Raw genomic sequence first — 22,280 nt, 5'->3', positions numbered from 1 at the left:
ACCTGCCCATAGAGTCCAGTGATTAGTCATCCGCTCAAAACAGGGCTAGGTTAAAGGCTCTGTCCGTCCCCTCAGTCCGTAGCCGTGCGGACTCAAAGGAGTGATTTCAATGCCGTCTCTCGATAGCCTGAAAACCCTTAAAACGCTGCAAGTCGATGCCAGGACTTACCATTACTTCAGTCTGCCCGACGCCGCCCGAAGCCTGGGCGACCTGGACAAACTGCCCATGTCGCTCAAAGTGCTGCTGGAAAACCTGCTGCGCTGGGAAGATGAAAAAACCGTCACCGGCACCGATCTCAAGGCCCTGGCCGGTTGGCTGAAGGAACGTCGTTCCGACCGCGAAATTCAATACCGCCCTGCACGGGTGCTGATGCAAGACTTCACCGGCGTTCCTGCGGTGGTCGACCTGGCTGCCATGCGCGCCGCGGTGGAAAAGGCCGGGGGCGACCCTCAGCGGATCAACCCGCTGTCGCCGGTGGACCTGGTGATCGACCACTCAGTGATGGTGGACAAGTTCGCCAGCAGCCAGGCGTTCGAGCAGAACGTCGACATCGAAATGCAGCGCAACGGCGAACGCTACGCCTTCCTGCGCTGGGGCCAGAGCGCCTTCGACAACTTCAGCGTGGTGCCGCCGGGCACTGGCATCTGCCACCAGGTCAACCTCGAATACCTGGGCCGTACTGTGTGGACCCGCGAAGAAGACGGTCGCACCTACGCCTTCCCGGACACCCTGGTGGGCACCGACTCCCACACCACTATGATCAACGGCCTCGGAGTGCTGGGCTGGGGTGTGGGCGGGATCGAGGCCGAAGCGGCGATGCTTGGCCAGCCCGTGTCGATGCTGATTCCCGAGGTCATCGGCTTCAAGCTCATCGGCAAACTGCGCGAGGGCATCACCGCCACCGACCTGGTGCTGACCGTCACACAGATGCTGCGCAAGAAAGGCGTGGTGGGCAAATTCGTCGAGTTCTATGGCGATGGCCTTGCCGATCTGCCTCTGGCCGACCGTGCCACCATCGCCAATATGGCCCCTGAGTATGGCGCCACCTGCGGCTTCTTCCCGGTGGACGACGTGACCCTGGATTACTTGCGCCTGTCCGGGCGGCCAGCGGAAACCGTGAAACTGGTGGAAGCTTATTGCAAGGCCCAGGGCCTGTGGCGCTTGCCCGGCCAGGAACCGGTGTTCACCGACACCCTGGAGCTGGACATGGGCAGCGTCGAGGCCAGTCTTGCTGGGCCGAAACGCCCTCAGGACCGGGTTTCGCTGCCCAATGTCGGCCAGGCTTTCAGTGACTTCCTGGGGCTGCAAGTCAAACCTACCAGCAAAGAAGAAGGTCGCCTGGAAAGCGAAGGTGGCGGTGGCGTCGCGGTGGGCAACGCCGACCAGGTGGGAGAAACCGAGTACGAATTCGAAGGCCACACCCACCGCCTGAAAAACGGCGCGGTGGTGATCGCCGCCATCACCTCCTGCACCAACACCTCCAACCCCAGCGTGATGATGGCCGCCGGGCTGCTGGCGAAAAAAGCCGTGGAAAAAGGCCTGACTCGCAAGCCTTGGGTCAAGAGTTCCCTGGCGCCAGGCTCCAAGGTGGTCACCGATTACTACAGGGCCGCCGGCCTGACCGAGTACCTGGACAAACTGGGATTCGCCCTGGTGGGCTACGGTTGCACGACGTGCATCGGTAACTCCGGGCCGTTACCGGAGCCGATCGAAAAAGCCATCCAGCAAGCCGATCTGACCGTGGCCTCGGTATTGTCGGGCAACCGCAACTTCGAAGGCCGGGTGCATCCGCTGGTGAAGACCAACTGGCTGGCCTCGCCGCCGCTAGTGGTCGCCTATGCCCTGGCCGGCACCGTGCGCATCGATATCAGCAGCGAGCCGCTGGGCAACGACCGGGACGGCAACCCGGTGTACCTGCGCGACATCTGGCCCAGCAGCCGGGAGGTGGCCGAGGCCGTGGCCCAGGTGAACACCAGCATGTTCCACAAGGAATACGCCGCCGTGTTTGCCGGTGACGAGCAATGGCAGGCCATCGAGGTGCCGCAAGCGGCGACTTACGTCTGGCAGGCCGACTCGACCTACATCCAGCACCCACCGTTCTTCGACGACATCGGCGGGCCGCCACCGGTCGTCAAGAATGTCGAGGGCGCCCGAGTCCTGGCCCTGCTGGGGGACTCGGTGACCACCGACCACATCTCCCCCGCCGGCAACATCAAGACCGACAGCCCGGCCGGCCGCTATTTGCGCGAGCAGGGCGTCGAGCCGCGGGACTTCAACTCCTACGGTTCAAGGCGCGGCAACCACCAGGTGATGATGCGCGGCACCTTCGCCAACATCCGCATTCGCAATGAAATGCTCGGTGGCGAAGAAGGCGGCAATACGATCTACATCCCCACCGGCGAAAAAATGCCAATCTATGACGCCGCCATGTCGTATCAGGCCGCCGGGACGCCGCTGGTGGTGATCGCCGGCCAGGAATATGGCACCGGATCCAGTCGGGACTGGGCAGCCAAGGGCACGAACCTGCTGGGGGTCAAGGCGGTGATCGCCGAAAGCTTCGAGCGCATCCATCGCTCCAACCTGGTGGGGATGGGCGTGCTGCCGTTGCAGTTCAAGCTCGACCAGAACCGCAAGAGCCTGAACCTCACGGGCAAGGAAACCCTGGACATCCTGGGCCTGAACGATGTCGAACTGACGCCGCGCATGAACCTACCTCTGGTCATCACCCGCGAGGACGGCAGCCAGGAGCGGATTGAAGTGTTGTGTCGGATCGACACCTTGAATGAAGTGGAATATTTCAAGGCCGGTGGGATTCTTCATTATGTGTTGCGGCAATTGATTGCCGGTTAAAAAAGACCCGCCTCTTATGGCGAATGCAAGTCAGTGAAAGACAAGCCCCTCCCCTGTAGGAGCGGGCTTGCTCGCGATAGCGGTAGATCAGCCAACATCGATGTTGACTGACAAGCCCCTATCGCGAGCAAGCCCGCTCCCACAGGTTCTGCGGCTTCCTGACCGTTATCGCCCTCTAAACAGGCGGCGTTTTTGTATCGGTCTGCCTATAATCCCGCCGGCACTCACGGAACAGAGTCAGCCAACGGTCTGCCCCCCTACGCATAAATCTGCATGGATACAAAACGTGCTCTTTGCGCGATATGGCAGCGTCATAGACGCGGCGGCCACTTTCGCCCAAAGCTCTACCGCCTAAAAGGATGTTGTATGCCCGCTCTACCCTGGCCATACCTGGCCCTGCTTTCCATCGGCTATTGCCTGGCCCTGGCCTACGGCCAGTTGGCCTGGACCGCCGTCATCTCAGTCGCGCTACTGCTGTTCGCCGGGTATGCCGTTCGCCAGCAACCCATGCCAATCGGCCGGTTTCTCGGTCATCTTCTGTTCGTGGTCATGGCCCTGGCGTTGGCCTTGCATTGGATGCCAGGTTTTTTCAATGGACGGGCAATCGCTGCGCAACGCTTGACCGATGATGCCGCGCCATTTGCCATGTACCTGAACCAGGACAAACCACTGATCGGATTCTGGCTGCTGCTGGCCTGCCCCTGGATCGTCGGCCGGCGATCATTTCGCCTGTCGGTCTATGTCACGGCCCTGGGTCTGGCGCTGAGCGCGGTACTGGCCCTCGGTGGGGCGATGTTGCTGGGCATGATCCACTGGGCACCGAAATGGCCGGATCACGCCTGGTTGTGGGTGCTGAATAATCTTTTATTGGTGACCTTGGTAGAGGAAGCGCTGTTTCGTGGCTACATTCAGGGAGGCCTGAGCCGTTACTTCAAACACCTGAGTTACGGCGACAACCTGGCGTTACTGCTGACATCGCTGCTGTTCGGCCTGGTGCACGTCGGCGCAGGCTGGCAATGGGTGCTGCTGTCGGGCCTGGCAGGGATCGGTTACGGCCTGGCTTATCGTTTTGGCGGCCTGGGCGCCGCGATTGCCACCCATTTCGGCCTCAACCTGCTTCATTTCGCCCTATTTACCTACCCGATGCTGGCGTGATAGCGACAGGGAAAAATAACTTCAACTAAAACCTGACAACGCCGACAACCTTTTCATAGCCTTTCAAAGCCTTTCGGATCTATACACACCATGCGCAACAATCAACCTGTCACACAACGCGAAAGGACCTTTCCGGCCCAGCAACGCTTGATTTCCACCACTGATACCAAGGGCGTGATCACCTACTGCAACGACGCGTTCGTAGAGATCAGTGGTTTTTCAAAGGAAGAGCTGATCCGTTCACCACACAACCTGGTGCGTCATCCCGATGTCCCGTCAGCTGTGTTCGCGCACATGTGGGGCACGCTCAAGCAAGGCTTGCCATGGATGGGCATCGTCAAGAACCGCAGCAAGAACGGTGACCATTACTGGGTCAACGCCTACGTCACGCCTGTTTTCGAAGGCAATCAGGTGGTCGGCTACGAGTCAGTGCGGGTCAAACCCACCGCCGAGCAGATCGCCCGGGCCGAAGCGCTCTATCAACGCATCAACCAAGGCAAGTCCGCGGTCCCGCGCAGCGACAAATGGGTACCCATGCTGCAGGACTGGCTGCCGTTTATCCTGGTCAGCCAACTGAGCTTCGTCGTTGGCGCGTTCTTGAACTCCCACTGGGGCTTTGCCCTGGCCGCCGTGTTGTCGGTACCCTTGGGACTGATGGGCCTGCAATGGCAGCAACGCGGCCTCAAGCGACTGCTGCGCTTGGCCGAGCAAACCACTTCCGACCCGCTGATCGCCCGGATGTACACCGACAGCCGCGGTGCCCAGGCGCGCCTGGAGATGTCGATTCTCAGCCAGGAAGCTCGCCTGAAAACCTGCCTGACCCGTCTGCAGGACACCGCCGAGCATCTTAACGCTCAGGCACGCCAATCCAACAAGCTGGCCCACGACAGCTCCAGTGGCCTGGAGCGCCAACGGGTGGAAACCGAACAGGTCGCCACCGCCGTCAATCAGATGGCCGCGACCACCCAGGAAGTCGCCAGCCATGTGCAGCGCACGGCCGATGCCACCCAGGAAGCCAATCGCCTGACCAGTCGTGGTCGCGATATCGCCGGGGAAACCCGCGAAGCCATCGAGCGCCTGTCGGTGGTGGTTGGCGAGACCGGCCAGACCGTGACCCAACTGGCCAAGGACAGCGACGAGATCGGTGGCGTGGTGGATGTGATCAAAGGCATCGCCGACCAGACCAACCTGCTCGCCCTCAATGCTGCCATCGAAGCGGCCCGAGCCGGGGAGATGGGCCGTGGCTTCGCCGTGGTTGCCGATGAAGTGCGGCAATTGGCGCAACGCACCAGCGAATCCACCGGGCAGATCCACGCCCTGATCGCCAAGCTCCAGCAAACCGCCACCAATGCCGTGCAGACCATGGACGCCGGCCACCGCCAGGCCGAAGAAGGCGTGGCGCGGGTCATGGAGGCGGACGCGGCGCTGGTGGGAATCAGCGAAGCAGTGGCCAACATCACCGACATGACCACACAGATCGCTGCCGCTACCGAAGAGCAGAGTTCGGTGGCCGAAGAGATCAGCCGCAACATCAGCAACATCTCGGAGCTGGCCGACCAGACCTCGGGCCAGGCCCACAGCTCGGCGCTGCTGAGCGAAGAACTGACCCGAACAGCCAATACGCAGTATTCGTTGGTGGAGCGGTTTAACCGCTGATAGAGGTCTGCTTCCATAGAACCCGGACGGCGAAAGCTTCCGGGTTTTTTATTGCCTGGCAGGCCGCCATCGCGAGCAAGCTCGCTCCCACAGGGGAGCAAGGTTGCTCATTCAAATGCATTTTCAATTGTGGGAGCGGGCTTGCTCGCGAAGAGGCCGGGACAGGCGCTATCAATCCTGAAGAAGAAACGCCGCCACCTTGCCCGCAGCCGCCTCCAGATGCTGCTCATGACTGAACCCCGAAGCCTTCAACGGCTTCAAGTCATGATCCCCCGCCACCAGCCACATCACCTCGATGCTCGGTGACAGGGCATATCCCTGCACTGCCTCACGATTGCCCAGCGCATCGCGCTCTCCCTGGACGATCAAGGTTCGGGTCTTCAACGCCGCCAGGTGTTCGACCCGCGGTTTCTGCGGTTTGCCCACCGCATAGAAGGGATAGCCCAGGCACACCAGCGCATCGCTGCCCAACTCATCGGCGAGCAAACTCGCCATGCGCCCACCCATGGACTTGCCGCCGATGGCCAGCCGCCCAGCGACATAAGGCCGCACCGTGGCGTAAACCTCACGCCAGCATTCCAGCAGCTTCGGTGCCGGATTGGGTGGGCGCTTGCCACCATCCAGGCGCCGCTGGGCCATGTAGGGAAACTCGAAACGCAACACGTTGACGCCATGCGCGGCAAGGCGCGCAGCCATTTCTTCCATGAAGCCGCTGTCCATCGGCGCACCGGCACCATGGGCCAGGACCAGGGTCGGCGCCTTGGCGCTGGCAACCGTTTGTCCGGCTGTCCATAACCAGCCGTGTTCGGCCACACATCGCGCCCATTGATCCCCGTCAATACTGGCCTTGTGCTGTTTGTCCATGCTGACCTCGCTTTTAGTCTGCCTATAACTCCAGGCGAAGAACGCCGCACTGCCTTGCGCAGGCGCTCACTTCGGCTGAACCGTGGATGGGGAACCATGAACACTTCTATCAGTACCGCCTACAACTACAAGGTGGTCCGCCAATTCGCCATTATGACGGTGGTGTGGGGCATCGTCGGCATGGGGCTCGGGGTTTTTCTCGCGGCCCAATTGGTCTGGCCACAACTCAACTTCGATTTGCCATGGACCAGCTTCGGCCGCTTGCGCCCACTGCACACTAACGCAGTGATCTTCGCCTTCGGCGGCTGCGCCCTGTTCGCCAGTTCGTTCTACTCGGTGCAACGCACCTGCCAGACCCAGCTGTTCGCGCCGAAAATCGCCGCGTTCTGCTTCTGGGGCTGGCAACTGGTGATCCTGCTGGCGGCTATCAGCCTGCCACTGGGCTACACCAGTTCCAAGGAATACGCTGAACTGGAATGGCCGATCGACATCCTGATCACCATTGTCTGGGTCGCTTACGCCATTGTGTTCTTCGGCACCGTAGCCAAGCGCAACACCAAGCACATCTACGTCGGTAACTGGTTCTTCGGCGGGTTTATCCTGACCGTGGCGATCCTGCACATCGTCAACAACCTGGAACTGCCGGTGAGCTTCACCAAGTCCTATTCGGTATACGCCGGGGCCACCGACGCGATGGTGCAATGGTGGTATGGCCACAACGCCGTGGGCTTCTTCCTCACCGCAGGCTTCCTGGGGATGATGTACTACTTCGTGCCGAAACAGGCCGAGCGCCCGGTGTACTCCTATCGCTTGTCCATCGTGCACTTCTGGGCACTGATCACCCTGTACATCTGGGCGGGCCCGCACCACCTGCACTACACCGCGCTGCCAGACTGGGCTCAGTCCCTGGGCATGGTGATGTCACTGATCCTGCTGGCACCAAGCTGGGGCGGCATGATCAACGGCATGATGACGCTCTCGGGGGCCTGGCATAAGTTGCGCAGCGACCCGATCCTGCGCTTTCTGGTGGTATCCCTGGCGTTCTACGGCATGTCGACCTTCGAAGGTCCGATGATGGCGATCAAGACCGTCAACGCCCTCTCCCACTACACCGACTGGACCATTGGCCACGTACACGCCGGCGCACTCGGCTGGGTGGCGATGATTTCCATCGGTGCGCTGTACCACATGATCCCGAAAGTCTTCGGTCGGCCGCAGATGCACAGCATCGGCCTGATCAACGCGCACTTCTGGCTCGCGACTATCGGCACCGTGCTGTACATCGCCTCCATGTGGGTCAACGGCATCGCCCAAGGCCTGATGTGGCGCGCGGTAAACGAGGACGGCACGCTTACCTACTCCTTCGTCGAAACCCTGGCGGCCAGCCACCCGGGCTTCGTCGTGCGACTGGCAGGCGGGGCGATCTTCCTCATCGGCATGCTGCTGATGGCCTACAACACCTGGCGCACCGTGCGGGCCTACCAGCCTGCCGAAGCCGCCGCTGCCGCGCAGATGGCCTGAGGAGTCCGCCATGAAACACGAGACAATCGAAAAAAACGTCGGCCTGCTGATGCTGCTGATGGTCCTGGCCGTGAGCATTGGCGGCCTGACCCAGATCGTGCCGCTGTTCTTCCAGGATGTGACCAATAAACCGGTGGACGGCATGAAGCCCTACACCGCCCTGCAACTGGAAGGCCGCGACATCTACATTCGCGAAGGCTGCGTCGGCTGCCACTCGCAGATGATCCGCCCGTTCCGCGCCGAGACCGAGCGCTACGGCCACTATTCGGTAGCCGGTGAAAGCGTCTGGGACCACCCATTCCTGTGGGGCTCCAAGCGTACCGGACCGGACTTGGCCCGGGTCGGCGCCCGCTACTCCGATGACTGGCACCGCGCGCACTTGTATAACCCGCGCAACGTCGTGCCTGAGTCGAAAATGCCGGCCTACCCATGGCTGGTCACGCAGGCGGTGGACAGCAGCCACACCGAAGGCAAGCTGCGCGCCATGCGCACCCTGGGCGTGCCCTACACCGACGACGACATCGCCGGCAGCGTAGCCTCGCTCAAGGGCAAGACCGAAATGGATGCACTGGTGGCCTACCTGCAAGTGCTTGGCACTGCCATCAAGAGCAAGAGGTGAGCCATGGTTCTTGAAATGAGTACAGGAATGATCCGCGGCCTGGGCACGGTCGTGGTGTTCGTGGCCTTCATCGGCCTGACCCTCTGGGTATTCAGCAGCAAGCGCGGTCCGGAGTTCGCCCAGGCGCGCCTGCTGCCGTTCGCCGACGAGCCACCCACCGACATCGCCAATCCCCAAGACCCTGCAACAAGGAGTACCCGGCCATGACCACCTTCTGGAGTACGTGGATCTGCGTACTGACCATCGGCAGCCTGATCGGCCTGACCTGGCTGCTGATCGGCACCCGCAAGGGCGAAACCAAAGGCAGCGTCGACCAGACCATGGGCCACAGCTTCGACGGCATCGAGGAATACGACAACCCGCTGCCGCAGTGGTGGTTCCTGTTGTTTGCCGGCACCCTGGTGTTTTCCGTCGGCTACCTGGTCCTGTATCCGGGCCTGGGCAATTGGAAAGGCATCCTGCCGGGCTACGAGAATGGCTGGACCGGCGCCCATGAATGGGAAAAGGAAATGGCCAAGGCCGACGCCAAGTTCGGGCCGATCTTCGCCAAGTTCGCCGCGATGCCCGTGGAAGAAGTCGCCAAGGACCCGCAGGCCTTGAAGATGGGTGGCCGTCTGTTCGCCTCCAACTGCTCGGTCTGCCACGGCTCGGACGCCAAGGGTGCATTCGGCTTCCCGAACCTGGCCGACAGCAACTGGCGTTGGGGCGGCGCGGCCGACACCATCAAGGCCACCATCATGGGCGGCCGCATGGCCGCGATGCCGGCCTGGGGCGAAGTGCTGGGGGACGCTGGAGTCAAGAACGTGGCGGCCTATGTGCGCCACGACTTGGCCGGCCTGCCTCTGCCGGCGGACAGCGGTGCCGATCTGCAAGCTGGCCAGCAGGTGTTCAACACCACCTGCGTCGCCTGCCACGGCGCCAACGGCCAGGGTACCGAAGCCATGGGCGCGCCCAACCTGACGCAACCAGCCGGCTTCATCTATGGCACCGGCCTGGCACAGTTGCAGCAAACCATTCGACATGGCCGCCAAGGCCATATGCCAGCGCAGAATGAACTGCTGGGCAACGACAAAGTGCAATTGCTGGCCGCCTACGTCTACAGCCTGTCCCACAACGCGGGCGCCGAACGCCTGCAAGCGCAAAGCAAAAGCGAATAAATCCTGACCACACGAACAGCCGCATCCATCCGGGTGCGGCGGTTCCGTGCCCCTGCGCGACGCATTGTCGCACCCTTCCATGGTCTGCCTTTCGGTTCTACCCAATCGGGTCTAAGCTTGCCTCTGCGTGCACTGGCGAATGCCGGTTTCAGGTCGACCCGACCCGTTGTGTTCGACAATCCGTTCGGTAAAAAAGGCCGCAAAGGCAGGTAGATACCGGCTGTTGTGACAATTGCCTTGCATCTCCCGAACGTCGTGTTCGAACACACCCCGTTACAACCGACCCGACCCCCTCGTCTCTTTCCTTCGTTGCGACATTTTACCAAGGGCCAATTTTGTCCCTACACGGAACATGGAAAGGCCGCAGAATCAGCTTTAGAAAGCATTGACCCAGGTCATGGCGCGTTGCAATGACCCCCCGCTTTCTCCATACTTGCGACCGATTTTTATCCTAATAAAACACCCAAACCGTGGAACCTTAGAATGAGCACAGCAATCAGTCCGACTGCTTATAACTATAAGGTAGTCCGCCAGTTCGCCATCATGACGGTGGTCTGGGGGATCCTTGGCATGGGGCTAGGTGTCTTCATCGCCTCGCAACTGGTCTGGCCGGAGTTGAATTTCGGTCTGCCATGGACGACGTTTGGACGCCTGCGCCCGCTGCACACCAACCTGGTGATTTTCGCCTTCGGTGGTTGTGCATTGTTTGCCACTTCCTATTACGTCGTGCAGCGAACCTGCCAAACGCGACTGATTTCCGACAGCCTCGCCGCCTTCACCTTCTGGGGTTGGCAAGCGGTGATCGTCGGGGCGATCGTAACCTTGCCACTGGGTTACACCACCACCAAGGAATACGCAGAGCTGGAATGGCCCCTGGCTATCCTGCTGGCCATCGTCTGGGTGACCTACGCGCTGGTGTTCTTCGGCACCATCGTCAAGCGCAACACCAAGCATATCTATGTCGGTAACTGGTTCTACGGTGCCTTCATCCTCGTGACAGCCATGCTGCACATCGTCAACCACGCCTCCCTGCCAGTCAGCTTCTTCAAGTCGTACTCGGCCTACTCGGGCGCGACCGATGCGATGATCCAGTGGTGGTACGGCCACAACGCCGTGGGCTTCTTCCTGACCACCGGCTTCCTGGGGATGATGTACTACTTCGTGCCAAAACAGGCCGAGCGTCCGATCTATTCCTATCGCCTGTCCATCGTGCACTTCTGGGCACTGATCACCCTGTACATCTGGGCTGGTCCACACCACCTGCACTACACCGCGCTGCCGGACTGGGCGCAGTCCCTCGGCATGGCGATGTCGATCATCCTGCTGGCACCAAGCTGGGGCGGCATGATCAACGGCATGATGACCTTGTCGGGTGCCTGGCATAAGTTGCGCACCGACCCGATCCTGCGCTTTCTGGTGGTATCCCTGGCGTTCTACGGCATGTCGACCTTCGAAGGGCCGATGATGGCCATCAAGACCGTCAACTCCTTGAGCCACTACACCGATTGGACCATCGGCCACGTACACGCCGGCGCACTCGGCTGGGTAGCGATGATTTCCATTGGCGCCATCTACCACATGATCCCGAAACTGTTCGGTCGTGCGCAGATGCACAGCACCAGCCTGATCAACGCGCACTTCTGGCTCGCGACCATCGGCACCGTGCTCTACATCGCCTCGATGTGGGTCAACGGCATCACCCAGGGCCTGATGTGGCGTGCAATCAACGACGACGGCACCCTGACCTACTCGTTCGTAGAAGCGCTGCAAGCCAGCCATCCTGGCTTCATCGTGCGAGCCCTGGGCGGCGCGTTCTTCGCCAGCGGCATGCTGTTCATGGCCTACAACGTGTATCGCACCGTTCGTGCCTCTGACCCGGCTGAAGCTGAAGCCGCCGCCAAGATCGCCGTAGTTGGAGCTCACTGATGAAGCATGAAGTAGTAGAGAAGAATATAGGCCTGCTGGCCTTCTTCATGGTCATCGCCGTCAGCATCGGCGGCCTGACCCAGATCGTTCCGCTGTTTTTCCAGGACGTGACCAACAAGCCGGTCGAAGGCATGAAGCCGCGTACCGCCCTTGAACTGGAAGGCCGCGACATCTATATCGCCAACGGCTGTGTCGGCTGCCACTCGCAGATGATCCGTCCGTTCCGCGCCGAGACCGAACGCTACGGCCACTACTCGGTGGCCGGTGAAAGCGTCTGGGACCACCCGTTCCTGTGGGGTTCCAAGCGTACTGGTCCGGACCTGGCCCGCGTTGGCGGCCGCTACTCCGACGACTGGCAACGTGCGCACCTGTACAACCCGCGCAACGTGGTACCTGAGTCGAAAATGCCGGCCTACCCGTTCCTCGTAGAAAACAAGCTCGACGGCAAAGACACCGCCAAGAAAATGGAAGTCTTGCGTACCCTGGGCGTGCCTTACACCGACGAAGACATCGCCGGTGCAAAGGATGCGGTCAAGGGCAAGACCGAAATGGACGCGCTGGTGGCCTATCTGCAAGGCCTGGGCACCATCATCAAAAGCAAACGGTGATTTAGATGGATATCGGGATGATTCGTGGCCTGGGCACCGTCGTCGTGATGGTGGCCTTTATCGGTCTGGCCTTGTGGGTGTTCAGCCCCAAGCGCAAGTCGGAGTTTGAAGACGCGACCTTGCTGCCATTCGCGGATGATCCCGAAGCCATCAAGCACGTCGAGCAAGCTTCTAGGAGTAACAAAGAATGACTACGTTCTGGAGTCTGTACGTCACAGTCCTCAGTCTGGGAACAATCTTCGCCCTGACCTGGCTGCTGTTGTCGACCCGCAAGGGCCAGCGCGCCGAGCAAACGGACGAGACCGTTGGTCACTCGTTCGATGGCATCGAGGAATATGACAACCCACTGCCAAAATGGTGGTTCATGCTGTTCGTGGGCACCATTGTGTTCGCCCTCGGTTACCTGGCGCTCTACCCTGGCCTGGGCAACTGGAAAGGCTTGCTGCCAGGCTACAACTACCTGGACACCGAGAAGCAGACCGCCTTCGCCAACGGCCAGACCGGCTGGACCGGCGTTCATGAGTGGGAAAAGGAAATGGCGCGTTCGGACGCCAAGTTCGGTCCGATCTTCGCCAAGTTCGCCTCCATGCCGATCGAAGAAGTCGCCAAGGACCCGCAAGCCCTGAAGATGGGTGGCCGCCTGTTCGCCTCCAACTGCTCGGTCTGCCACGGTTCCGACGCCAAGGGTGCCTATGGTTTTCCCAACCTGACCGACGCCGACTGGCGCTGGGGCGGCGAGCCGGAAACCATCAAGACCACCATCATGGGCGGTCGTCACGCCGTGATGCCGGGCTGGGCTGCCGTGGTCGGCGAGCAAGGCGTCGCTGACGTGGCTTCCTACCTGGTGACCGGCCTGCACGGCCGCAAGCTGCCGGAAGGCGCCAAGGCCGATCCGGCCAACGGCCAGAAACTGTTCGCGGCCAACTGCGTGGCCTGCCACGGTCCAGCTGGCAAGGGCACGCCCGCCATGGGCGCACCTGACCTGACGCATCCGGCTGCGTTCATCTATGGTTCGAGCTTCGCTCAGTTGCAGCAGACCATCCGCTACGGCCGCCAGGGCCAGATGCCTGCCCAAGCTGACCTGCAAGGCAACGACAAGGTCCACTTGCTGGCCGCCTATGTCTACAGCCTGTCTCATGGCGAAAAGGCTCCGGCCTCTGACGCCCAGTAAAACCAGTAGCTGATACACGAAAGGCCCCGCCAATCTGATTGGCGGGGCCTTTCTTGTTAGCGGTCCGAAACCTGAGCAAATCTGTTTCGCTTGCCGGCCACTCACTCCAGTAGTAACGTGCCTACATTCGAGCTCAATGAGGGCACTTCCATGTCCATCACGACCATCTCCAGCCGCGAATTCAACCACGACACAAGTGGTGCCAAAAAAGCTACGCGTGAAGGCCCGGTTATCATCACCGACCGTGGCAAGCCGGCCCATGTGCTGCTAAGCATTGAGGAGTACCAGAAACTGACCGGCATTGGCCCCAGTATTGTCGAGTTGCTGGTCATGCCCGATGCGCCGGATATCGATTTCGATACCGAGCGTGCCGTCATTACTCCCCGTTCGGTGGACCTGTCCTGAATGTTTTTACTCGATACCAATGTCATTTCGGAACTGCGTAAACCCCAGGCAGACAAAAACGTCCAAGCCTGGGCGCGCAGCGTCCCCGCTCCCAGCCTGTATGTCTCAGCGATTACCGTATTGGAACTGGAAACCGGCGTATTACGCTTCGAACGCAAGGACCCGACGCAAGGCAGTCGCCTGCGGGCCTGGCTGGATAATCATGTGATACCCGCCTTTGCCGGCAGGATCCTGGCCGTGGACCGCGCCGTCGCACTGCGTTGCGCGCGCCTGCATGTACCCGACCGCAGCAATGAGTGCGACGCACTGATTGCCGCTACCGCGCTGGTCCATGGCCTGACCGTGGTGACCCGCAACGTGAGTGATTTCCAAGGCAGCGGCGTGGCGCTGTTCAATCCCTGGTCAAGCTAATATAACGTCGCGACGCCCCCTCAACTCACCGCCAAGGAGATAGGCGCAATGGAAAGTATCAAACCACTTGAGCACACAGGCGTTTGCATGAGCCTTTGGCATGTCTGACGCGCTCTGGGCGGCCCGCCTGGGCGATGCACTCAACCACACTTCAATGATGGCCGACATCCTCGGCGGCGTGCTGGAGGTGGCGGCCAATATCGCGATCACCGCCCTGGCGACCGCCGCCGTGGTCGCGGCCACTGGCATCACCGTCGCCACCGGCGGCCTGGGCTGCTTCGTCCTCGGCCTGGTGGTGGGCACCGTCGTTGGCCTGGCCATGAGCAAGACCGGGGCCGACAAGGGGTTGAGCAATATATGCGAGGGCATCGGCAACGCCCTCTTTCCGCCCACGGTGCAGGCGAACATTCTCACCGGCTCCACCAACACCCTCACCAACAACATCCCTGCCGCCCGCGCCGCTGGGGCGATTGAATCCCACGTCGCCCCGGCCGGCACCGAGCTTGAAGCCCCAGAGCCTGAAGAAGAACCCAGCTACCTGGACATGGCCGGGAATTTCTTTTCGCAGATGTGGCGGCCCACCGTTGCCATGCCCGCACCCGGCGCGGTGCCAAAGCCGGAAGACCTGGTCATCTGCACCAAGCACCCGCCCATGCCGCCGCAGTTCATGGCCGAAGGTTCGGACAAGGTCACCATCAACGGCCAACCCGCCGTGCGCAGCGGCGACCGCAGCACCTGCGACGCGACGGTGGTGTCGGCCGGGCTGATTTCGTCCAACGTGACCATCGGTGGCGGTTCGGTGGTGGTGCGCGAGATCCGCAGCGGCAAGACCCCGGGCGTCGGGTTGGCGGTCACGGCGCTGTTGATGCTCAAGGGCGGCAAGGGCAAATTCTTCAGCAAACTGCCATGCATGCTGGTGGGCGGCGCGGTGTCCATGGCCGCCAGCAGCGCAGCGAACGCGGCGGCCAACGCCGCCCTAGGTTCGTCGAACCCGGTGCATGCCGCCACCGGGGCCAAGGTGCTGGGCGGTGCTGAAGAGCTGGACTTCGTCTTGCCCGGCCTGCTGCCCATCGGCTGGCAACGCGTCTACAACAGCCGCGATGAGCGCCGCGATAGCCTGTTCGGCGCCGGCTGGAGTGTGTCTTATGAGGTGCAGGTCGAAATCCGCCCTCACCCGGACGGCGGCGAAACCCTGGTCTACACCGACGAACAGGGCCGGCCCATTGACATGGGCTCCATCCCGTTGGGCGGTGCGGTGTTCAGTGCCGGCGAAGGCCTCGCCGTGCGGCGCCATGTGAACGGGCAGTTGCTGATTGAAAGCGAAGACGGCCTGTACCGTTTGTTCGAACCCACACCAGCCAATGCATCGCTGCTGCGCCTGAACCAACTGGGCGACCGCAACGACAACCGTATTTACCTGGACTACGACGACGTCGGACGGTTAGTGCGGCTACGCGACACCTTCGATCTGGTGCAGGTCGAACTGATCCGCGAAGGCGAACGCGTCACTCGGATAGAACGCCTCTACTCCGACCAGCAGCGCGAAGTGCTCGTCAGCTATGCCTACGACGCAGCAGGCAACCTGGCCGAAGTACGCGATGCCAGCGGCCAGGTACAACGGCGCTTCAGCTACGACGCCGGGCAACGGATGGTCGAGCACCAGTTGCCCACCGGGCTGCACTGCTTCTACGAATGGGCCTTGATCGAGGATCAGGAATGGCGCGTGGTCCGGCACTGGACCGACGAGGGCGATGCCTATCAGTTCGACTACGACCTCAAGGCCGGCATCACCCGCATCAGCGACAGCCTGCAACGCGTCAGCACCCGGCAATGGAACAACCAACACCAGATCACTCAGTTCACCGACAACCTCGGCCAGACCTGGCTGTTCGAGTGGAACGACGAGCGCCAGTTGCTCAGCGCCACCGATCCACAAGGCGGCCAGTACCAATTCAGCTACGACGAAGCCGGCAACCTGCTCAGCGAAACCGATCCGCTGGGCCGCAGCGAATCCACCCTCTGGCTCGAACACTGGGCCCTGCCGCTGGTGGACACCGACGCCGCCGGCAACAGTTGGCAATACCGCTACGATCAGCGCGGCAACTGCACGGCGGAAACCGACCCACTGGGCCACGTCACCCGCTACCGCTACGACGCCCACGGCCAGGTGGTGGAAATCATCGACGCCACCGGCAAGAGCAAAAAGCTGCGCTGGAACCCGTTCGGGCAATTGGTCGAGCATGTGGATTGTTCGGGTTACCCGACGCGTTTCAGCTACGACCACCGCGGCTACTTGCAAACCATCACCGACGCCCTCGGCGAACGCACGCACTTCAGCTACGACGCCCAAGGCCGCCTGCTCAGCAGCCAACTGCCGGACGGCCGCACCGAGCACTACCAGCGCGACATCGCCGGCCAGTTGACCGGCTACACCGACCCCGCCGGGCACACCACGCGCTACCAACACAACCGCCGCGGCCAGGTCCGCCAACGCACCGACGCCCAGGGTCGCCAAGTGCAATTTGCATACGACAGCTTCGGCCGACTGCAAGCGCTGACCAACGAGAATGGCGAGAGTTATCGGTTTGCCTGGGATGCCGGGGATCGGCTGGCGGAACAACAGGACCTCAATGGCAGCGCCAAACGTTATACCTATGACGCCCTCGATAACGTAAGACAAGTCGAGACCCTCGCAGCGCCGCGAAATGATCGCCAGCCCAACGAAAAAACTATCGTCCAGCATCTGGAGCGCGATGCGATTGGTCGGCTGACCACCCGAATCACACCTGACGGACGATCCCTGTACAGCTATAGCCCATTGAACCAGTTGATCGAAGCCATCGTTATCGATAACGAAGGCAACGAGCAGAGACTTGGCTTCGCCTATGACGCTCTGGGCTATCTGATTGAAGAGCAAAGTTCGACGGGCCATCTGAAGCATCATTACGACGAACTCGGTAACCTGATCCAGACCCAACTACCTGACGGACGCTGGATCAACCGCCTCTACTACGGCAGTGGTCACCTGCATCAAATCAACCTTGATGGCCAAGTCATCAGCGACTTCGAACGCGATCGGCTGCACCGGGAAGTGCTGCGCACCCAAGGGCAGATCAGTACCCGCAGCGAATACGACCGTAGCGGACGCTTACGTAGCCGCCAGCGTCGGCATATCAGCCACCCTTCGTTAATGGCGGCTGCCGAACAAATCCATTTTGAATTCGATCCCGGCGATCACCTTGTAGGACGTCTCGAACGACTACCACAAAGTCAACAACGCCAACTGCTGCACTACGACGTGACAGGTCGGATCCTGGCAAGCCAGGGAAGTCGCCAAGGTCAGAATGAAACCTTTTCCTTCGACGCGGCAGCTAATCTGCTCGACGGTCCCTGCGGCGCAATTGGACGGGTTGTGCATAACCAAGTGCTGACCTATCAAGACAAACGTTATCGCTACGACGGATTTGGACGAATGATTGAAAAACGCAGCAGGCGGCATGGCTTGCAGCGTTTCAGTTACGACTCGGACCATCGCTTGATTGAAGTTAGAACACAAAAAACCGAGGGTGAAAGCGTAGTCAGAATGCGCTATGACCCCTTGGGCCGAAGGATTGAGAAAACCGAACATAACCACAATGGGCAGCTGATTGCCTGTACACGCTTCGACTGGGATGGCCTGCAACTACTCAAGGAGCATAAAAACAGTCTGACCAGTCTGTACCTCTACATCGGTAACGATCACGCGCCCTTGGCCAGAGTCGATGGCCTCGATGAAAATCAACGCGTGCGCTATTACCACAACGACCTCAACGGACTTCCACAAGTCTTGACGGAAAGTGACGGCCACCCGCTATGGCACGCCCATTATCAGGTGTGGGGCAACACCATTGATGAGGTACGTGAGCCGTACTACATCGAAGAACAGAACCTGAGGTTTCAGGGACAGTACCTGGACCGGGAAACGGGTCTGCACTACAACACCTTCCGTTTTTATGATCCCGATGTTGGACGCTTTACCACCCCCGACCCACTGGGCCTGACCGGTAGCCTGAACCTCTACCGCTACTCACCAAATCCATTCACCTGGATCGATCCGCTGGGATTGAAAGAGAATGAGATTATTCGTTACATGGGCGAAAGCGAAACGGTCTCATCCAAGGCAGCCAACGGCGGCAAAGGGGGGTTGGTTCCTAATATCAGAGGTGAGAAAGCCGTCTGGGTGAATCAGGACAGCAACCCCGGCTTCAATCCGGGCAACGAGAAGTATCGAGTAGTAGCCACCGTCAATAATGAAGGGGTCAGCATGCTCAACAGTCACAAGGATATTTCTACCGTTGACTATAAGGAGACGGGCCTTAAGGATGGCGTGCTGTCCAAAACGAATGAACCCAAGGCCAGAGGTATCGGTTTCCGGTTACTGGATAAATTCAATAAAACCATCACATCGTTCCGTGTCGAGAAAAAAGGCCCGAACGGCAAATGGAAAACGTGCGGATAACGGTATGGACATATTCAATCTCCTTTCATACAAGCTTGAACATTTCCTGAATGCCCGGCCGTATCCAAAGGAGCTGGACGTTGTTTTTTACAAAGAGGATGAGCCGTCACTGCTCCGTGTTGTTGCCAGAAAACACAACGGCTCAGCCTTCAGCGTGAGTCGCTGGCAGGATTTGTTTTCCATGCGTACCTTCGAAAAATCCATGTCGAAAAACGGCTTCACGGAAGCGGACTGCTATGCCCTTGTCCTGGTCCTGTCGCGTTTTGGCTATTTGCTTGAAATCGACAACCGTCAACGCACCAACAAAGACTATTTTATTTTTTTCTATCTGATTCAGTTGATCAGCTTGAAGAACAGCCCTCTCGATGCGGATGCACAGCTCAGGAACCACATGCTCAGGTTCCTGCTCTTCGAATTGAGCATCGATGACGAGGCGTATCGTCGGTTCAGCATTGAAGATCATCAGCTGATGATGGCGACCGACGCGTTGGGACCTGTGAGTTTTCTGGATGCGATCGACTTGGCTTATGACGTGATCAAGTTCGCCAGTAGAAAAGAACATGCGTTGTTCAGGACGCTGAAAAGCTATCAAGCCAGCATCGTCAAGTTACTGGTGGAACCCGACAACACAAGTTACCGTTTCAGGCTCAATGATCGGTTCAGCGAACTCATGTACCCCGATGTATTTCTGCACGCCTATGAGCACGACGAAAAGCAGGTACTCGGGGCATTGGCCGACACAACCAACCCGCGCCAGTCAACGGAAAACCTGTTTGTCTCCAATATTATCTTGATGAACTATTCCTTCCATATCCTGAAGAACAAGCCTCGCGAAATTCTAAAGTTGAAAAAGTACGTCAATGATGACGCCTTGTTCGGCAAACTGCTGGAGGCAATAATCACGCGCCGAATGGCAGTCAACAAGGCGCTGTTCGACAAAATCCCCACGGGACACGATCTGTCCTTGATCCGGGACGATCCAACCTCGTTCTACAACATTTTGTATAGCCAGTAGCAGCCACAACTCGATAGCGCTAGCCGACAGGAGGCCGCATGAATCTCATCCAGGCATTTGCCTGCCCTTGGCGGTGGCTGTGCACATGGCACCTTCGAGCACACCCCGGATTTTCGTTGGGTTTGCCGGTCTACTGACTGCACACCGTTACCACCCTTCGATTTTCGCCAACGCCATGGAATGTCTATAGTCAATTGATCTGGGTCATGACTTGTTACATCCACTACACCATTCTATGCAGACCCCCAACGCGACCAAAGGTCGCACCCTTGGGCTAGAGCGACAGGCGTATCATTGCGCCACCGCAACACCCTTTCTGACCGTGGTCGGCACGTACTGGCCCCGGCACTTTTCCACTGCCGTGGGATGCATTTGATGAGTAACCAGATTCCGGTACATGACGTCACCCCGCCTGCCAAGGACGCGAACAAAAGCGTCGACCTGTATGCCTCTCGGGAAAAAATCTACACCCGCGCCTTCACGGGCCTGTTCCGCAACCTGCGGATGGTGGGTGGCGCGCTATTGTTCCTGCTGTATTTCGGTACGGTCTGGCTGAACTGGGGTGGTCATCAGGCCGTCTGGTGGAACCTGCCGGAGCGTAAATTCTTTATTTTCGGCGCCACCTTCTGGCCCCAGGACTTCATCCTGCTCTCCGGGATGTTGATCATTGCCGCCTTTGGCCTGTTTTTCATCACGGTCTATGCCGGACGAGTCTGGTGCGGCTATACCTGCCCGCAGAGCGTGTGGACCTGGATCTTCATGTGGTGCGAGAAGGTCACCGAAGGCGACCGCAACCAGCGCATCAAGCTCGACAAGGCCCCTCTGAGCGCCAACAAATTCCTGCGCAAGTTCGCCAAGCACAGCCTGTGGTTGCTGATCGGCTTCGTCACCGGCATGACCTTTGTCGGTTACTTCACGCCGATCCGTGAACTGGTGTTCGAGTTCTTTACCGGCCAGGCCGATGGCTGGTCGTATTTCTGGGTGGGTTTCTTCACCCTCGCCACCTACGGCAACGCCGGCTGGCTGCGCGAGCAAGTGTGCATCTACATGTGCCCCTACGCCCGTTTCCAGAGCGTGATGTTTGACAAAGATACCCTGATCGTTTCCTACGACCCGCGTCGCGGTGAAAGCCGTGGCCCGCGCAAGAAGGGCGTTGACTACAAGGCTCTGGGCCTGGGGGATTGCATCGACTGCACCATGTGCGTCCAGGTCTGCCCGACCGGCATCGACATTCGCGACGGCCTGCAGATCGAGTGCATTGGCTGCGCGGCGTGCATCGACGCGTGCGATAACATCATGGACAAGATGGATTATCCACGCGGCCTGATCAGCTACACCACCGAACACAACCTGTCGGGGCAGAAAACCCATAAACTGCGTCCGCGCCTGATCGGTTACGCCTTGGTCTTGCTGACCATGATCAGCCTGCTGGTAACGGCGTTCTTCATGCGTTCGCTGGTGGGTTTCGATGTCAGCAAAGACCGCGTGCTGTACCGCGAAAACGCCGAAGGTCGGATCGAGAACGTCTACAGCCTGAAGATCATGAACAAGGACCAGCGCGACCATACCTACGTCCTGGAAGCCGCCGGCCTGCCCGATCTCAAGTTGCAGGGTCGGCGAGAAATCAAGGTGGCGGCCGGCGAAATCTTCAGCCAGCCGGTCGAGCTTTCCAGTGCACCGGACCAACTGCCATCGAGCACCAACGAGGTGACCTTCATCCTCAAGGATGCCGATGACGAAAGCGTACATGTCGAAGCCAAGAGCCGGTTCATCGGCCCACAAACGCGTTGAGAGAATTGAACATGCCTGCAGCAACCGCCACCAGCCCCTGGTACAAGCACCTCTGGCCATGGATCATCATTGCGATCCTGACCTGTTCGGTGACACTGAGCCTGACGATGGTGACCATTGCCGTGAAGAACCCGGACAACCTGGTCAACGACAACTATTACGAAGCGGGCAAAGGCATCAATCGCTCGCTGGAGCGCGAACTGCTGGCCCAGACCCTGCAGCTGCGGGCCAACGTGCAACTGGACGAGCTCACCGGTGAAGTGAACCTGCGCCTGAACGGCAACAGCCGCCCTCAGACCCTGGAGCTGAGCCTGATCTCGCCGACCCAGCCGGAGAAGGACCGCAAGATCGTCCTGACACGTAACGACAGCGAACCAGGGCGGTACGTTGGCCAGTTGACGGACAAGGTCGAAGGCCGGCGCTTTGTCGAGTTGCTGGGCGTGGAGAACAACAAAACCTGGCGACTGTTCGAAGAAGAGCAGATCAATCACGGCCAGGACCTCTTGCTCGGCGATGAACCGCTGCAAGGCGCCGAAGACCTGAAGAAATAGCGGCTGCGCTTCGCGCAATCGCGAGCAAGCTCGCTCCCACAGGAGATTGCGGTGTATGACTTACCGCAATCGACTATGGGA

Annotated in this window: 18 protein-coding genes; 17 read left to right on the top strand and 1 reads right to left on the bottom strand. The window is 59.9% G+C overall.

Features of this window, described 5'->3' with window-relative positions; all coding sequences use genetic code 11:
* Positions 1-109 precede the first annotated feature (109 nt).
* From acnA to SGN16_RS09370, 3 genes are all read left to right on the top strand, one after another.
* On the top strand, positions 110-2,851 hold the full coding sequence (gene acnA / locus SGN16_RS09380) for an aconitate hydratase AcnA (RefSeq protein ID WP_210643663.1): 2,742 nt from the start codon (positions 110-112) through the stop codon (positions 2,849-2,851).
* A 366-nt stretch (positions 2,852-3,217) separates the two neighbouring features.
* Positions 3,218-4,006 carry a CPBP family glutamic-type intramembrane protease gene (locus SGN16_RS09375; protein ID WP_335944872.1) on the top strand — a complete coding sequence of 263 codons (789 nt, stop codon included), beginning with the start codon at positions 3,218-3,220 and terminating at the stop codon, positions 4,004-4,006.
* 90 nt (positions 4,007-4,096) lie between these two features.
* Complete coding sequence (locus tag SGN16_RS09370) at positions 4,097-5,662, top strand: PAS domain-containing methyl-accepting chemotaxis protein (RefSeq protein ID WP_210643661.1); 1,566 nt, start codon at positions 4,097-4,099, stop codon at positions 5,660-5,662.
* A gap of 171 nt (positions 5,663-5,833) precedes the next feature.
* Here SGN16_RS09370 and SGN16_RS09365 read toward each other — a convergent pair whose 3' ends face one another.
* A complete protein-coding gene (locus SGN16_RS09365) occupies positions 5,834-6,526 on the bottom strand; it encodes an alpha/beta family hydrolase (protein WP_335944873.1) in 693 nt (230 codons plus the stop codon).
* Positions 6,527-6,622: 96 nt separating this feature from the next.
* Here SGN16_RS09365 and ccoN (SGN16_RS09360) point away from each other — a divergent pair, with 96 nt between their 5' ends.
* From ccoN (SGN16_RS09360) to SGN16_RS09295, 14 genes are all read left to right on the top strand, one after another.
* Entirely contained in the window at positions 6,623-8,047 is a 1,425-nt protein-coding gene (gene ccoN / locus SGN16_RS09360) for a cytochrome-c oxidase, cbb3-type subunit I (RefSeq protein WP_210643659.1), read from the top strand.
* A 10-nt stretch (positions 8,048-8,057) separates the two neighbouring features.
* Positions 8,058-8,666, top strand: coding sequence for a cytochrome-c oxidase, cbb3-type subunit II (gene ccoO / locus SGN16_RS09355; RefSeq protein ID WP_003183469.1), 609 nt, complete (start codon positions 8,058-8,060; stop codon positions 8,664-8,666).
* 3 nt (positions 8,667-8,669) lie between these two features.
* Positions 8,670-8,873, top strand: coding sequence for a CcoQ/FixQ family Cbb3-type cytochrome c oxidase assembly chaperone (locus tag SGN16_RS09350; protein ID WP_210643658.1), 204 nt, complete (start codon positions 8,670-8,672; stop codon positions 8,871-8,873).
* Complete coding sequence (gene ccoP / locus SGN16_RS09345) at positions 8,870-9,823, top strand: cytochrome-c oxidase, cbb3-type subunit III (protein ID WP_210643657.1); 954 nt, start codon at positions 8,870-8,872, stop codon at positions 9,821-9,823. Before SGN16_RS09350 ends, ccoP (SGN16_RS09345) begins: the two co-directional genes overlap by 4 nt.
* Positions 9,824-10,306: 483 nt before the next feature.
* Positions 10,307-11,749 carry a cytochrome-c oxidase, cbb3-type subunit I gene (gene ccoN, locus SGN16_RS09340; protein ID WP_210643656.1) on the top strand — a complete coding sequence of 481 codons (1,443 nt, stop codon included), beginning with the start codon at positions 10,307-10,309 and terminating at the stop codon, positions 11,747-11,749.
* Positions 11,749-12,357: a cytochrome-c oxidase, cbb3-type subunit II gene (gene ccoO / locus SGN16_RS09335; RefSeq protein ID WP_022643327.1), complete on the top strand. Its 609-nt coding sequence runs from the start codon at positions 11,749-11,751 to the stop codon at positions 12,355-12,357. The genes ccoN (SGN16_RS09340) and ccoO (SGN16_RS09335) overlap by 1 nt, the downstream gene beginning before the upstream one ends.
* A 5-nt stretch (positions 12,358-12,362) precedes the next feature.
* Positions 12,363-12,548, top strand: a complete 186-nt coding sequence (locus tag SGN16_RS09330; protein ID WP_003175465.1) for a CcoQ/FixQ family Cbb3-type cytochrome c oxidase assembly chaperone — start codon at positions 12,363-12,365, stop codon at positions 12,546-12,548.
* Entirely contained in the window at positions 12,545-13,528 is a 984-nt protein-coding gene (gene ccoP, locus SGN16_RS09325) for a cytochrome-c oxidase, cbb3-type subunit III (RefSeq protein WP_210643655.1), read from the top strand. The genes SGN16_RS09330 and ccoP (SGN16_RS09325) overlap by 4 nt, the downstream gene beginning before the upstream one ends.
* Positions 13,529-13,678: 150 nt before the next feature.
* On the top strand, positions 13,679-13,933 hold the full coding sequence (locus SGN16_RS09320) for a type II toxin-antitoxin system Phd/YefM family antitoxin (protein ID WP_210643654.1): 255 nt from the start codon (positions 13,679-13,681) through the stop codon (positions 13,931-13,933).
* Positions 13,934-14,344, top strand: a complete 411-nt coding sequence (locus tag SGN16_RS09315) for a type II toxin-antitoxin system VapC family toxin (RefSeq protein WP_335944874.1) — start codon at positions 13,934-13,936, stop codon at positions 14,342-14,344.
* A 100-nt stretch (positions 14,345-14,444) separates the two neighbouring features.
* Positions 14,445-18,842 (top strand): RHS repeat-associated core domain-containing protein, encoded by a 4,398-nt coding sequence (locus SGN16_RS09310; RefSeq protein WP_335944875.1) that lies wholly within the window; start codon positions 14,445-14,447, stop codon positions 18,840-18,842.
* Between the two features lie 4 nt (positions 18,843-18,846).
* Complete coding sequence (locus tag SGN16_RS09305) at positions 18,847-19,857, top strand: hypothetical protein (protein WP_335944876.1); 1,011 nt, start codon at positions 18,847-18,849, stop codon at positions 19,855-19,857.
* Between the two features lie 375 nt (positions 19,858-20,232).
* A complete protein-coding gene (gene ccoG, locus SGN16_RS09300; protein WP_210643651.1) occupies positions 20,233-21,648 on the top strand; it encodes a cytochrome c oxidase accessory protein CcoG in 1,416 nt (471 codons plus the stop codon).
* Positions 21,649-21,659: 11 nt separating this feature from the next.
* The gene (locus tag SGN16_RS09295; protein ID WP_210643650.1) at positions 21,660-22,199 is read left to right on the top strand and encodes a FixH family protein; all 540 of its coding nucleotides are present in this window, start codon (positions 21,660-21,662) and stop codon (positions 22,197-22,199) included.
* Positions 22,200-22,280 lie beyond the last annotated feature (81 nt).

The sequence above is a fragment of the Pseudomonas sp. G166 genome (assembly GCF_037027455.2).
Taxonomy (GTDB): Bacteria; Pseudomonadota; Gammaproteobacteria; order Pseudomonadales; family Pseudomonadaceae; genus Aquipseudomonas.
Note: the sequence above shows the minus strand (reverse complement) of the source record. Positions and strands in the feature narration are given on the sequence as shown.